The organism is Mycolicibacterium obuense, from assembly GCF_055397605.1.
The window spans coordinates 687,241-700,831 of sequence record NZ_AP043663.1 but is presented as its reverse complement, the minus strand read 5'-3'; the positions used below and the strand labels follow the sequence as shown (position 1 = coordinate 700,831).

Sequence of the window (13,591 nt, the reverse complement as noted above, 5' to 3'; positions counted from 1 at the left end):
GCCGCGGTGTGGTCTGGCTCACATGACTTCCACTCTCGACCCCCGAACCACCACCCTGACCCCGCAGCAGCGCGTCGACGCCTGGCTGGCCGACTTCGAGGCGGCGCTGGCCGTCCGCGACATCGAGCGCGCCGCCGGCATGTTCGCCGTCGACGGTTTCTGGCGTGACCTGGTGTCCTTCACCTGGAACCTCAAGACGCTGGAGGGCCGCGACCAGATCATCGACATGCTGACCGCGCGCCTCGCCGAGACCGACCCGTCGGGTTTCAGCACGCGCGAGGAACCCACCCAGGACGGGGACGTCGTCTCGGCGTTCATCCAGTTCGAGACCGCCGCCGGCCGCGGCACCGGACACCTGCGGATCCGCGGCGAGGACGGCACCGATCGGGCCTGGACCATGCTGACCGCGCTGCAGGAACTCAAGGGCCACGAAGAGCGCAAGGGCGCGACGCGGGTGCTCGGCGCCGTGCACGGCGACGACCCGGACCCGCGCTCCTGGGCCGAGCGCAAGGCCGCCGAAGACGCCGAACTGGGGCGCAGCACCCAGCCGTACACGCTGATCATCGGCGGCGGTCAGGGCGGCATCGCGCTCGGCGCGCGGCTGCGCCAGCTCGGCGTGCCGGCCATCGTCGTCGACAAGCACGAGCGGCCCGGCGATCAGTGGCGCAAGCGGTACAAGTCGCTGTGCCTGCACGACCCGGTCTGGTACGACCACCTGCCCTACCTGCCGTTCCCGCAGAACTGGCCGGTGTTCGCCCCCAAGGACAAGATCGGCGACTGGCTGGAGTTCTACACCCGCGTGATGGAGGTGCCGTACTGGTCGAAGACGACGTGCCTGTCCGCCACCTTCGACGAGACCCAGGGCCGCTGGACAGTCGAGGTGGACCGCGACGGCGAACGCCTCACGCTGCAGCCGACCCAGCTGGTGCTCGCCACCGGCATGTCGGGCAAGCCGTATGTGCCCACGCTGCCCGGCCAGGATGTGTTCCGCGGCGACCAGCACCACTCGTCGCAGCATCCCGGCCCGGACGCCTACGCCGGCAAGAAAGCGGTCGTGATCGGCTCGAACAACTCCGCCCACGACATCTGCAAGGCGCTCTACGAGAACGCCGTCGACGTCACGATGGTGCAGCGGTCCTCCACCCACATCGTCAAGTCCGACACCCTGATGGACATCGGCCTGGGCGACCTGTACTCCGAGCGGGCGTTGGCCGCGGGGATGACGACCGAGAAGGCCGACCTGACGTTCGCCTCCCTGCCGTACCGGATCATGCACGAATTCCAGATCCCGCTGTACGACCAGATGCGGGAGCGCGACAAGGAGTTCTACGACCGGCTCGAGGCAGCCGGGTTCGAATTGGATTGGGGCGCGGACGGTTCCGGACTGTTCATGAAGTACCTGCGCCGCGGCTCGGGGTACTACATCGACGTGGGCGCCTGCGACATGGTCGCCGACGGGCGGATCAAGCTCGCCCACGGCCAGGTCGACCGTCTGACCGAGGACTCGGTGGTTCTCGCCGATGGAACCGAGCTGCCCGCCGACGTCGTGGTCTACGCGACCGGGTACGGCTCGATGAACGGCTGGGCCGCCGACCTGATCGGCCAGGACGTCGCCGACAAGGTCGGCAAGGTGTGGGGCCTGGGCAGCGACACCCCGAAGGATCCCGGGCCGTGGGAGGGCGAGCAGCGCAACATGTGGAAGCCCACGCAGCAGCCCAACCTGTGGTTCCACGGCGGCAACCTGCACCAGTCCCGGCACTACTCGCTGTATCTGGCGCTACAACTCAAGGCCCGGCACGAGGGCATGCCGACCCCGGTGTACGGCCTGCAGGAGGTGCACCACCTGAGCTGAGTCAGGCGGCGTCGGACTGCCGGATCTGATTGCCGCCGGCCCGTTTCGCTTCGTACATGGCCATGTCGGCGGCGGCGATGGCCCGGTCGATCAGCGTGCGGGTACCGGCGGCCAGATCCTGCACGGCGACACCGGCGACCCCCAGGCTCGCGGTGACGTGCCACGGGTTCGCGGCGATCGCCGCACACAGCCGCCGCGCCACCATCTCCATCTCCCGCGGCGGGCACGCCTGGGCGACCACGAACTCCTCGCCGCCCACCCGCGCCGAGATCATGCCTGAGCCACACGCGGCGCGCAGCCTGCCTGCCACGTCGACGAGGACTCGATCCCCGACCGCGTGGCCCAATGTGTCGTTGAGGCGCTTGAAACCGTCGAGGTCGATCATCACGACGCTGAAGCTTCCGGAACCTCGCTGGGCGGCCTCGGTGATCAGAGCGTGCGCCGATCGCCGGAACCCCCGCCGGTTGGTCAACCCGGTCAGCGGGTCGGTCGACACGGCGTCGTTCCACAGCAACCGCGTCAGGATGTGTCCGCCGAACGGCACCGTCAACAACCCTCCGATCGACATCAGCAGGGTGGCCACGCCCAGGGGCACGTCACCGTCCACCCCCATCCGCACCGCGCACGCGGCCGCGGTGCCGAGCGCGATGGTGACGGTGAGGACGAGCAGGCGCGGGCTGTGTGCTGACGCGACGTAGGCCGCCAGCCCGACGAAGGCCCAGCAGGTCAGCAGGCCGGCGTGGGGATCGGATTGGAGCACCGCGACGACGGCCAGAGCGGCACAGCCGCAGATCGAGAACACCACGGACTGTCGCCGGGTCGGCCACCGCCGCGCGTACGCCGCGGCGACGCCGACGAATCCTGCCGCGATCACCCACACCACGGGGCGGGCGCTGCCCTCGGGCCCCGCGGGACTCAAGGTCGTCAACGCCAGCGCTACGGCGAGCACCGCCATGATCGTGGCCATCACCGCCGAGGAGATGCGCAGCAGCCGGCGCTTCGCCAGATAGCGCGCCAGCCAGTCGTAGCGGTCCGGCTGTTGCCACCACCCTCGAATGTGGTTCACCGCGGCCCCCGATGCTCAGCTGGGGTGATCGTACCGACCACCCCCGTTCCCGCAGCCGATTCGAACACCGCGGGCACCGATGCGCAGAATGGGGGCGTGACGAACCCCCCGCAGGCGGACGATCCGTTCCTCTGGCTCGAGGACATCACCGGCGACGACGCGCTCGCCTGGGTGCGCGCGCACAACGATCCGACGATCGCCGAGCTCGGCGGCGAGCGCTTCGAGCAGATGCGCGCCGACGCTCTCGAGGTCCTCGACACCGACACCCGAATCCCCTATGTGCGCCGGCGCGGCGAGTTCCTCTACAACTTCTGGCGAGACGCGACGAATCCCAAGGGCCTGTGGCGGCGCACCACGCTCGAGAGCTACCGGACCGAGACGCCGGAGTGGGACGTCGTCGTCGACGTCGACGAGTTGGCGCGCACCGAAGGCGAGAACTGGGTGTGGGCCGGCTCCGATGTGATCGAGCCCGGCTACGGGCGCGCCCTGATCAGCCTCTCCCGCGGCGGGTCCGACGCCGCGGTGGTGCGGGAATTCGACATGACGACGCGCTCGTTCGTCGACGGCGGCTTCGAGCTGGCGGAGGCGAAGTCTCAGGTCACCTGGCTCGACGAGGACACCCTGCTCGTCGGCACCGATTTCGGGGAGGGATCGCTCACCGAGTCGGGATATCCGCGGGTGGTGAAGCGCTGGTCGCGCGGCACTCCCCTGGCGGAGGCGGAGACGATCTTCGAGGGCGACCCCGCCGACGTCCTCGTCGCGGCATCGGTGGACCGCACCCCGGGCTTCGAGCGCACGCTGATCAGCCGCGCGCTCGACTTCTTCAACGACGACGTCTACGAACTGCGCGGAACGGAGCTCGTCCGCATCGACGCACCGACCGACGCCGGCGTCTCGATTCACCGCAACTGGCTGCTGATCGAGTTACGCAGCGACTGGCACTACAGCTACGGGACGGGCACCCAGCACTACCCGGCCGGGGCGCTGTTGGCCGCCGATTACGACGAGTTCCTCTCCGGCAGTGCCGAACTGACTGCGGTGTTCACTCCGGACCGGCACACCAGCCTGCACCACTACGCCTGGACCCGCGATCGACTGGTGATCGTCACACTCGCCGACGTCGCCAGCCACGTCGAGGTGGTCACCCCCGGCTCATGGATCAGCGAACCGGTCGCGGGGCTGCCGGACAACACCACCGTGTCCCTGGTCGCGGTCGACCCGCTGGGTGACGAGATCTTCTGTGATTGTTCGGGTTTCGTCACACCGTCGCGGCTGCTACACGGGCCGGCGGGCGGCGCCCTCACCGAGATCAAGCGGGCACCGTCGTTCTTCGACGCGGCTGATCTCGAGGTTCAGCAGTACTTCGCGACGTCCGACGACGGTACTGCCGTCCCCTACTTCGTGGTGCGTCATCGGCACGTTCAGAGCGCCGGCCCGACACTGCTGGGCGGATACGGCGGGTTCGAGGTGGCACGCACCCCGTACTACGACGGCGTGCTCGGCAGGCTCTGGCTCTCCCGCGGTGGCACCTACGTGCTGGCCAACATTCGCGGCGGTGGCGAGTACGGGCCGACGTGGCACACCCAGGCGATGCGCGAGGGAAGACATCTGGTCGCCGAGGATTTCGCGGCCGTGGCAGCCGATCTCGTGTCCCGCGGCATCACCACGGTGGATCAGCTGGGCGCCCAGGGAGGCAGCAACGGCGGACTGCTGATGGGCATCATGCTGACGCAGTATCCGGAACTGTTCGGCGCACTCGTGTGCAGTGTGCCGCTGCTCGACATGAAACGCTTCCACCTGCTGCTGGCCGGCGCCTCCTGGGTGGCCGAGTACGGGAACCCGGACGATCCGGACGATTGGCAGTTCATCGCCAAATACTCTCCGTACCAGAACATCTCGGCCGAGCGCAGCTATCCGCCGGTGCTGATCACCACCTCGACACGCGACGACCGCGTGCATCCCGGTCACGCCAGGAAGATGACGGCAGCACTGGAGGAGGCCGGCCATCCGGTCCGGTACTACGAGAACATCGAGGGCGGTCACGCGGGTGCGTCGGACAATCCGCAGATCGCGTTCCGTGCCGCACTGGTCTACGAGTTCCTGTTGACGAACCTGAGAGGGAAGTGACGTGACGATCGCCCGATCGGCTGGTGCGGTGGTGCTGGCGGCCTTGGCAATCCCGGGGCTGCTCACCGGCTGCGGCCGGGAGATCAGCGGCACCGCGGTGACGGCCGCCGGACCCGCTCCCAGCGCCGGTGGCTCCGGCGGAGGTACCGCCGGTGACGATTCGCAGTGCGCCAGCGTGACCGCGCCGTTGGTCGACATCCCGCAGAAGAATCCCCGCGAGCCGCAGTTGCGCGTCCCGCAGCCGCCGGGCTGGGAGCGCAACACGATGATGGACAACCAGATCATCCGGTTCGCGATCGTCGCGCAGGATCTGATCGCCAACCAGTTCGCCCCCAACGCGGTGGTCACCCTCGAGTCCGTGCGCGGCAGCGCCGATCCCGACACCGTGTTCGAGCAGAACCGGTCCAACCTGACCTCGATGATGGGCGCCTTCGACCTGCAGACCGAGAGCAACACCACCTGCGGATTGCCCTCGGAGACAACGACATACACTGCGCCCGCGATGGGTCCGGCACCGGAGCGGCCCATCATCATGCACGCCGTGGTGGCACAGGGCCCGTCGGCCACCTACCTCGCGACGCTGACGGTGCAGACCACCGACCCGGCGAACCCGACCTACGTGCGCGATTCGAAGGAGATCGTGGACGGCTTCCAGTTGCTGCTGCCATGACGTTCTCGGAGATCCTGCTGATCGTCGGTGCGGCTCTGGTGCTGGCAGGAATCGCGGCGCCCGGCTGGGACACTGCGCGACTGGATCGGCGGGCGGTCAAACGCCGCATCTACTGGGCGGGCACCGGTGCGGGCATCGTCGTGCTGTTCCTCTCGGGCCTCCCCGACCTGCAGAGCGCGCTGGCCCTGGCCGCGGCCGCATCGGTGCTGACCCTGGGCTGGGCCTACTTCCGCACGCCGAACATCGTGATCGGCGGCCGGGTGCGGTCGGCCGATCCGACGCTGCGAGATCAGGGTCCGTGAACGTCCAGACGTAACGCCGGTGGCGTCGGCAGGCACTACCCGAAAGACGAGAGGAGCGGGTGTGCTTCGAGCCGCCGCGGTGTGACGTGCTGGGTTACGATCTCGCGGACATGACCGCCACTTCCGCGGACGAGGCCGCCATCGTCGCGGCGCTGCGGGCCCGCGACGAGGCCGCATTCGCCGCGCTGGTCGACAGGCACACCCCGGCGATGCTGCGGATCGCCCAGGGTTACGTGTCGTCCCGGGAGGTCGCCGAGGACGTCGTGCAGGAAGCTTGGATCGCGCTGCTCAAGGGCATCGACGGTTTCGAGGGCCGGTCCTCGCTGCGCACCTGGCTGTTCACCGTGCTGATCAACATCGCCAAGAAGCGCGGTATGCGGGATCGCCGCGAGTCCGATGCCCAGATCGCCGCCTACACCGGTGGCGCCGTACACCCGGCGCGGTTCCACGACGGCGACGAACGCTGGGCGGGTCATTGGCGAGACGGTGAAGAACCGGTGCCGTTCCCGGAGTCCCCCGAGGGTTCCGTGCTGAGTTCGGAGTTGCTGGACCTCACCCGGAAGGCGCTCGACACGCTGCCCGAACGCCAGCGCCTCGTCGTCACGCTGCGCGACGTGCTCGACGTCGACTCCGCCGAGGTGAGCCGGCTGCTCGGCATCACACTGGCCAATCAGCGCGTGCTGTTGCACCGCGGACGGACGGCGATCCGGCAGGTCCTCGAGGATTACGTGAGGGACGTGACGTGACCGAGCGCCGACCGATGGACTGCTACGAGCTCGTCGAATTGATCACCGCCTACTTCGACGGCGCGCTCGATGTGGTCACGCACCAGCGATTCGAACAGCACCTGATCGGCTGTGACGGCTGCATGACCTACCTGCAGCAGTTCCGCACCACGGTGCGCACCCTGAGCGCTCTCTGCGACGACGACGTGGCGCCGCAGCTGCGCGACCGGTTGCTGGACGCCTTCCGCGACTGGCGCTAGAAGTCAATCCGCCCCGATCGGCTCAACACGATCGTGCCCCCGATGCCCGACGAGATCGAGGCTGCGATCGGGCTCGCTGAACGCGACCCGGCGGTCAAGGTGATCGTGCTGCGCGGGGCTGGACGCGCGTTCTCGGGCGGATACGACTTCGGCGGGGGCTTCGAGCACTGGGACGAGGGTATGAACACCGACGGACGCTGGGACCCGGGCAAAGATTTCGCGATGGTGAGCGCACGCGAGACCGGCCCGAGTCGGCGGGGCCAGCGATTATGCGTTGTGTGCCGATCTGGTGATCGCCAGCGACGACGCGGTGATCGGAACGCCGTATGCGCGCATGTGGGGTGCCTACTTGACCGGCATGTGGCTGTACCGGCTGAGCCTTGCGAAGGTGAAGTGGCATTCGCTGACCGGTGAGCCGCTGACCGGAAAGGAAGCTGCTGCAGTCAAATTGATCAACGAGTCGGTGCCATTCGACCGGCTCGAGGCGCGGGTGGCCGAGATCGCAGCCAAGCTCGCGACGATCCCGCTGTCGCAACTGCAGGCGCAGAAGCTGATCGTCAACCAGGCGTACGAGAACATGGGGCTGGCGTCGACGCAGACCCTCGGCGGCATTCTCGACGGGCTGATGCGCAACACCCCCGACGCACTGGGCTTCGTCGACACCGCCGAGCGCGACGGTGTGCGTGCAGCCGTGGAGCAGCGTGACGGGCCGTGGGGTGACTGCAGCCAGGCACCCCCGGACCGCAGGCCGGATCCGAACCACGTCATCGAGCCCTGAAAAGTCAGGTAGTGCACTACGCGGGTGCACGTGCCGTCCGCAGTCGATTCTCGTGAGCGGGCCCGGCGCGACCGGGACGTTCACTCACACGAGGAGTACTGCCATGACGAACACACCGCTCAGAGGCCTGCTTGCCAGCGACGCCGACGGCGAGGTCCGGATCAACGTGCCCGGGGGTACCTGGGTGATCCAGCGGGCCGACATCGAGCGGCAATCGGACTGGGCCAACCCCACAGTGGCCGCGTCGGCGGCGGGGGATGCCGGCACACCCGTCGAGGTGGTCGTTCGCCCCGGTGCGTCGATCGGCTGGCTGCAGACCTTGACGATCGAGTCGCTCGTGCGGCCGATGACACTTCCGGACCGCTACCGCAACGTCGTCGGCTCCGAGGACCTCTCGCGCCAGAGCGAGGAGTGGGGCCGTACGCATGGCTTCGCGTTCGATCGGGTGGTGGTGGCAGAAGCCGGCCACACGTCCGTGAGCTGCTGGGACCACCCCAGCGGGTTCGGCACGGTCTGCCAGGGCGACGACTGCCAGTAGCGCCCACCACCGACGCCACCACGATCATGACCACACCGGTACTCATCATCGCCCACGAGATGGACCTTCACGCTGCCGCAGTGACCTCGCACCTACGTGCGCATTTCGGAGTTCGACCGCTTCGAATCGACATGGCCGAATTCCCCTCGACAACAGCCAGTTTCATGTCGACACGCAGCAGTCACGCACACGATTGGGGCGGGGTCGATCTGGATTCCGTGCGTGTCGTGTGGTGGCGTCGGCCGGCGCGCAGCGTCGTGGGACGAAGCATCGATCCGGATACCGACGCCTTCCGGCAGGCCGAATGCGATCACTTCGCCGAGGGGCTGCTCTGGTCGCTCGACGCGGTCTTCGTCAACGACGCCGGCGCTCAGCATCGCGCCGACCGCAAGCTGGTGCAACTCGCCGCAGCCCGGGGAGTCGGTCTCGCGGTGCCCGACACCGTCGTCACCAACGACGCGTCAGTAGCGGCAGACTTCCTCGCAGGACTGCCGGGCCGGGCGATCTACAAACGCACCGGAACCGGCGGAGCGTTCAGTGAGACCCGGTTGGTGACATCCGGTGACCTCATGCGCCTGCCGGCGATCGCCAGCTCTCCCACCACTTTCCAGGAATTCGTCGACGGCGCCTACGACCTTCGCATCGTGTGGATCGCCGGCGAGGCGTGGGCGGTGCGCATCGATTCCCAGAGCGGCGCCGGGTGGGTGGATTCGAGGATGGACAACTCGGTCGCGTTCACTCCCTACGACCTCGGCGACGACGTCGCGGAGGCGCTGCACCAGCTGATGGATTGCCTGGGGCTCGCGTTCGGCGTGATCGACCTGAGGGTGTCGGCCTCCGACGGACAGGTGTACTTCCTGGAGGTCAATCCACAGGGCCAGTTCGCCTACCTGGAGATCAAGACAGGCCTGCCCATTACCCGCAGTCTTGCGGGATTGCTGGCCGACCCGGCGCGCGCGAGGCGACGCGACACTGCCGCGCTGGTGGGCTAGTCCATCCGGCCGACGGTCACGACGCGCAGAACCGCCACGCCTTCCTCGTCGCTCATGCCGAGGTCGATCTCGGCGTCGATGCCCCAGTCGTGGTCGCCGGCGGGGTCGTCGAGAATCTGCCGCACCCGCCACACGTCGACGCCGCGCTCGATGATCAGCAACGCCGGTCCGCGGGCGTTCGGCCCGATCCCGACGTCGTCGTGCTCGGCGTAGTAGTCGTCGCCGGCGTCGCGCCAGCGGTGCGCCGGCCAGCCTGAGCCACTGTCCAGCGCGCCCAACTCATCCCAGCGTTCCCGGGCGAACAGCTCGACGCGGCGGAACAGCGCGTTGCGCACCATCGCGGTGAACGCCCGCTCGTTGCCCGTCACCGGGCGCGGCCGCACCGGCACCGACACCGGCGCGTCCAGCGGCTGGTCGGGGCTGGCGAGCTGCTCCCACTCGTCGAGCAGGCTGGAATCCACCTGCCGCACGAGCTCGGCGAGCCACTCGGTGATATCGGTCAGCTCGTCGGTGCGGGCCGTGGCGGGCACACCGGAGCGCAGCGCCTTGACGGCGTCGGAGAGGTAGCGCAGCACGGCGCCCTCCGACCGGGTCAACCCGTAGACGCTGACGTACTCCCGGAACGTGAACGCGCCCTCCCACATCTCGCGCACCACCGACTTCGGCGAGAGTGCTCCGTCGGCGGCCCACGGATTGGTCTGCAGGTAGATCTCGAACACCCCGCGCAGCAGGTCGTCGAGCGGTTTGGGGTAGGTGACGTCGTCGAGCAGTTCGATGCGTTCCTCGTACTCGATGCCTTCGGCCTTCATCGCCGCCACCGCCTCGCCCCTGGCCTTCTTCAGCTGTGCCGCCAGGATCTGTCGGGGGTCTTCCAACGTCGCCTCGATCACCGAAACCACATCGCGTGCATAGCTTTCCGCGGACGAATCGAGGACGTCGATGGCGGCCAGCGCGAACGTGGACAGCGGCTGGTTCAGTGCGAAGTCGCGGGGCAGGTCGACGGTCAGCCGGTAGCGGCGGCCGTCGGCCTCGGGCACCGGAAGTCGTTCGACCACCCCTGCCTGCAGTAGCGAGCGGGCGATGCCCACCGCCTCCCGGATCAGCCGGAGCTGCCGCTTGCGCGGCTCGTGATTGTCGGTGAGCAGCCGGCGCATCGCCTCGAACGGGTTGCCCGGGCGGTCGACGACGTCGAGGATCATCGCGGTGGACACCCGCATGTTGCTGGTCAGCGACTCGGGCGCAGCCTCGACCAGCCGGGTCATCGTCTTCTCGCTCCACGGCACCATGCCTTCGGGCACCTTGCGCCGCACCAACTTTCGTCGCTTCTTCGGGTCGTCGGCGACCTTGGCGAACTGCTTGAGGTTCTCCACTTCGTGGTCGGGCGCCTGCACCACCACGGTGCCCGCGGTGTCGTAACCGGCCCGGCCCGCACGCCCGGCGATCTGGTGGAACTCCCGCGCGGTGAGCAGCCGGGTGCGGGTGCCGTCGTACTTGGACAGCGCGGTGAACACCACGGTGCGGATCGGCACGTTGATGCCGACGCCCAGCGTGTCGGTGCCGCAGATGATCTTCAGCAGGCCGGCCTGGGCGAGCTGTTCGACCAGCCGCCGGTACTTGGGCAACATGCCCGCGTGGTGCACCCCGATACCGTGGCGCACCAGCCGCGACAGCGTCGAACCGAATGCGGTGGAGAAGCGGAATGCACCGAGATGCTCTGCTATGGCTGCCTTTTCGTCTTTGGTGCTGACGTTGACGCTCATCAGCGCCTGCGCCCGTTCCAGCGCCGACGCCTGGGTGAAGTGCACGATGTAGATCGGCGCCTGGCGGGTGTCGAGCAAGTCACCGACGGTCTCGTGTATCGGCGTCGTCGCGTACGAATAGAACAGGGGCACCGGGCGTTCGGCGTTGGCGACCAGAGCCGTCGGCCGGCCCGTGCGCCGGGTCAGATCTTCGCGCAGGAACGTGACGTCGCCCAGCGTCGCCGACATCAGGAGGAACTGTGCGGCAGGCAGTTCCAGCAGCGGCACCTGCCAGGCCCAGCCGCGGTCGGGGTCGCCGTAGAAGTGGAACTCGTCCATCACGACCACGCCGATGTCGGAGTCTGCGCCTTCGCGCAGCGCCGTGTTCGCCAACACCTCCGCCGTGCAGACGATGATCGGTGCCTGCGCGTTGACCGCCGCGTCACCGGTGAGCATGCCGACGTTCTCGGCCCCGAAGATCCCGCACAGCGCGAAGAACTTCTCGCTCACCAGCGCCTTGATCGGCGCGGTGTAATAGCTGCGCCGTCCGGCCGCCAGCGCGGCGAACTGCGCCCCGGTCGCGACGAGCGACTTGCCCGACCCGGTGGGGGTCGCCAGCACGACGTTGGCGCCGCTGACGAACTCGATCAGCGCCTCTTCCTGCGCGGGGTAGAGCGGGGTTCCGCTGTCCTGCGCCCACGCGGCGAAGGACGTGAACAGCTCGTCGGGGTCGGCGCCCGCGGCGGGGACCAGCGGCCCGCTCATCGAGTGTCGGGTCTGCGCAGCGCCGCACCCGCAGTCGCGCCCAGCACGCCGACCACGACGAGGCCGATACCGGTGACCAGCGTGATGTTGAGCCAGTGGTGCGCGCTGTTCTCGGCGGTGCGCACCATCACCTCGGCCACGGTGCGGATGTCTCCGGTGGTGCGGTCCACCGCCGCGTCGACGAAGCGCCGGCCCATTTCGATGCCCGCCCAGCCGGCGGCACCGACCAGCAGTGCCGACACCCCGAGCGCGCACAACGCACGGGCTTTCGACCGGGCAGCGGCCAGGGTGAGCAGTGCCAGCAGGCCGGTGAGGACCGCCGCTCCGATGCTTGCCCATGGGCCCCATGTGGCCAGCGGTCGCAGCTTGCCGGGGCGCAGATCGGGTGATTCGACGGTGATGGGCACGGTCAGCGTCGGCGGAACCGCGAGGTCGAGGTTGCCCAGTGTGGCGCGAAACGACGGGTCCGACAGCATCGGCGCGATGTCGATCAGCCACCGGTCGGTCGAGTTGCCCTCGGGCACCGCGCCGGTGAACATCCAGCGGTGCGCGATGCGGTTGGCCTGGGCGAACTGTCCGGGGAATCCGTCGTTGCGGGTGTAGGAATCGGCGACCGTGCGGACCAGCTGCGGGTTGAGCTGGTAGCCGTTCTCACCGCCGAGCGCGAGGAGCTGTGTCGTCAGCTCACCGGCCATCGCGTCCTGGAGCCGGGAATCACCGGCCGCGCGGGCGGCCAGCGCGGCGTACCCGTCCTCGTCGACGATGTCGCGCTGCGCCCACCCGGCAGGGACCGCGACCGCCAGCGCGAGCGTGGTCAGCAGCCACAGCATCAGCGTGGCGAGAAAACGCACTCCGGCGTCCTTCCTGTCGGGACGCCCGTTTGATCAGTCCAGCGCGCGTCCCACGATCAGCGGGTCGGGCCGGCCGACCACCTCGTGGTCCTTGTTGTCGTAGTCGAATTTACTCAGCACGTAGCGCATCGCGTTGATGCGGGCGCGCTTCTTGTCGTTGCTCTTGACCACCATCCACGGCGCGATCTCGGTGTCGGTCCAGGCGAACATGTCCTCTTTGGCCGCGGTGTAGTCGTCCCACTTGTCCAGCGAGGCCAGGTCCGTCGGCGAGAGCTTCCACTGCCGCACCGGATCGACCTGCCGGATCGTGAACCGGGTGCGCTGCTCGGACTGCGTCACCGAGAACCACAGCTTGGTCAGGCTGACACCGTCGTTGACCAGCATCTGCTCGAACAACGGAGCCTGCCGGATGAACTCGGCATGCTGCTTGGGTGAGCAGTAGCCCATGACGCGTTCGACGCCGGCGCGGTTGTACCAGGACCGGTCGAACAGCACGATCTCCCCGGCGGCGGGCAGGTGGGTGACGTAGCGCTGGAAGTACCACTGCGTCTGTTCCTTCTCGGTGGGCTTCTCCAGCGCGACCACGCGCGCGCCCCGCGGGTTGAGATGCTCCATGAAGCGCTTGATCGTGCCGCCCTTGCCTGCGGCGTCGCGACCCTCGAACACGATCACGTGCCGATGGCCGTGGGCCTGGCTCCACTTCTGCAACTTCAGCAGCTCGATCTGCAGCAGCCGCTTCTGCTCTTCGTACTCCGCGCGCGACATGCGGTCGTCGTACGGGTAGTTCTCCCGCCACGTGTCGACGGGTTCGCCGCTGGGTTGGAGAACCAGCACGGGATCGTCATCGTCGTCATCGATCACGTGGTAGCCAGAGCTGTCCAGAGTCACCGGGCGACGCTAACCAGCCCCGCCGTCGGGACGGTGAC

The 13,591-nt window shown here is 68.4% G+C and carries 12 protein-coding genes and 1 pseudogene; 9 read left to right on the top strand and 4 right to left on the bottom strand.

The genetic code is table 11. The features are described 5' to 3' along the window. Nucleotides 1-22 precede the first annotated feature (22 nt). A complete protein-coding gene (locus ACZ50N_RS03275; RefSeq protein ID WP_464474628.1) occupies nucleotides 23-1,852 on the top strand; it encodes an NAD(P)-binding domain-containing protein in 1,830 nt (609 codons plus the stop codon). Between the two features lies 1 nt (nucleotide 1,853). On the opposite strand, the gene ACZ50N_RS03270 is transcribed toward ACZ50N_RS03275, so the two are convergent. Then, a complete protein-coding gene (locus tag ACZ50N_RS03270; protein ID WP_464474627.1) occupies nucleotides 1,854-2,918 on the bottom strand; it encodes a GGDEF domain-containing protein in 1,065 nt (354 codons plus the stop codon). A 96-nt stretch (nucleotides 2,919-3,014) separates the two neighbouring features. On the opposite strand from ACZ50N_RS03270, the gene ACZ50N_RS03265 reads away from it, so the two are divergent. From ACZ50N_RS03265 to ACZ50N_RS03230, 8 genes and pseudogenes are all read left to right on the top strand, one after another. Next, nucleotides 3,015-5,045 carry a prolyl oligopeptidase family serine peptidase gene (locus tag ACZ50N_RS03265; protein ID WP_464474626.1) on the top strand — a complete coding sequence of 677 codons (2,031 nt, stop codon included), beginning with the start codon at nucleotides 3,015-3,017 and terminating at the stop codon, nucleotides 5,043-5,045. Between the two features lies 1 nt (nucleotide 5,046). After that, nucleotides 5,047-5,715, top strand: a complete 669-nt coding sequence (locus ACZ50N_RS03260) for an LpqN/LpqT family lipoprotein (protein ID WP_046364987.1) — start codon at nucleotides 5,047-5,049, stop codon at nucleotides 5,713-5,715. Further along, nucleotides 5,712-6,017: a hypothetical protein gene (locus ACZ50N_RS03255; RefSeq protein ID WP_048423407.1), complete on the top strand. Its 306-nt coding sequence runs from the start codon at nucleotides 5,712-5,714 to the stop codon at nucleotides 6,015-6,017. The genes ACZ50N_RS03260 and ACZ50N_RS03255 overlap by 4 nt, the downstream gene beginning before the upstream one ends. Nucleotides 6,018-6,127: 110 nt before the next feature. After that, nucleotides 6,128-6,763, top strand: coding sequence for an RNA polymerase sigma factor (locus ACZ50N_RS03250; RefSeq protein WP_052765297.1), 636 nt, complete (start codon nucleotides 6,128-6,130; stop codon nucleotides 6,761-6,763). Further along, nucleotides 6,760-7,002, top strand: a complete 243-nt coding sequence (locus tag ACZ50N_RS03245) for an anti-sigma factor family protein (RefSeq protein WP_413783423.1) — start codon at nucleotides 6,760-6,762, stop codon at nucleotides 7,000-7,002. The genes ACZ50N_RS03250 and ACZ50N_RS03245 overlap by 4 nt, the downstream gene beginning before the upstream one ends. A 9-nt stretch (nucleotides 7,003-7,011) precedes the next feature. Continuing rightward, nucleotides 7,012-7,780: pseudogene (locus tag ACZ50N_RS03240) on the top strand (crotonase/enoyl-CoA hydratase family protein); the annotation flags it as partial. Between the two features lie 103 nt (nucleotides 7,781-7,883). Beyond that, on the top strand, nucleotides 7,884-8,318 hold the full coding sequence (locus ACZ50N_RS03235) for a hypothetical protein (RefSeq protein WP_046364984.1): 435 nt from the start codon (nucleotides 7,884-7,886) through the stop codon (nucleotides 8,316-8,318). Between the two features lie 26 nt (nucleotides 8,319-8,344). After that, nucleotides 8,345-9,310, top strand: a complete 966-nt coding sequence (locus ACZ50N_RS03230; RefSeq protein WP_464474625.1) for an MvdC/MvdD family ATP grasp protein — start codon at nucleotides 8,345-8,347, stop codon at nucleotides 9,308-9,310. Here the strand turns inward: ACZ50N_RS03230 and ACZ50N_RS03225 are convergent. From ACZ50N_RS03225 to ppk2, 3 genes are read right to left on the bottom strand one after another with little or no spacing between them, the layout of a single operon-like run. Next, nucleotides 9,307-11,814, bottom strand: coding sequence for a DEAD/DEAH box helicase (locus ACZ50N_RS03225; RefSeq protein WP_464474624.1), 2,508 nt, complete (start codon nucleotides 11,812-11,814; stop codon nucleotides 9,307-9,309). The genes ACZ50N_RS03230 and ACZ50N_RS03225 overlap by 4 nt on opposite strands. After that, nucleotides 11,811-12,665, bottom strand: coding sequence for a hypothetical protein (locus tag ACZ50N_RS03220; protein ID WP_073683571.1), 855 nt, complete (start codon nucleotides 12,663-12,665; stop codon nucleotides 11,811-11,813). The genes ACZ50N_RS03225 and ACZ50N_RS03220 overlap by 4 nt, the downstream gene beginning before the upstream one ends. 33 nt (nucleotides 12,666-12,698) lie before the next feature. Beyond that, complete coding sequence (ppk2, locus tag ACZ50N_RS03215; protein ID WP_046364980.1) at nucleotides 12,699-13,553, bottom strand: polyphosphate kinase 2; 855 nt, start codon at nucleotides 13,551-13,553, stop codon at nucleotides 12,699-12,701. Between the last annotated feature and the right edge of the window lie 38 nt (nucleotides 13,554-13,591).

Coding starts and splice junctions, on each gene's coding strand:
- ACZ50N_RS03275 (WP_464474628.1), top strand. CDS start 23: ATGACTTCCACTCTCGACCCCCGAACCACCACCCTGACCCCGCAGCAG.
- ACZ50N_RS03255 (WP_048423407.1), top strand. CDS start 5,712: ATGACGTTCTCGGAGATCCTGCTGATCGTCGGTGCGGCTCTGGTGCTG.
- ACZ50N_RS03250 (WP_052765297.1), top strand. CDS start 6,128: ATGACCGCCACTTCCGCGGACGAGGCCGCCATCGTCGCGGCGCTGCGG.
- ACZ50N_RS03235 (WP_046364984.1), top strand. CDS start 7,884: ATGACGAACACACCGCTCAGAGGCCTGCTTGCCAGCGACGCCGACGGC.
- ACZ50N_RS03230 (WP_464474625.1), top strand. CDS start 8,345: ATGACCACACCGGTACTCATCATCGCCCACGAGATGGACCTTCACGCT.
- ACZ50N_RS03225 (WP_464474624.1), bottom strand. CDS start 11,814: ATGAGCGGGCCGCTGGTCCCCGCCGCGGGCGCCGACCCCGACGAGCTG.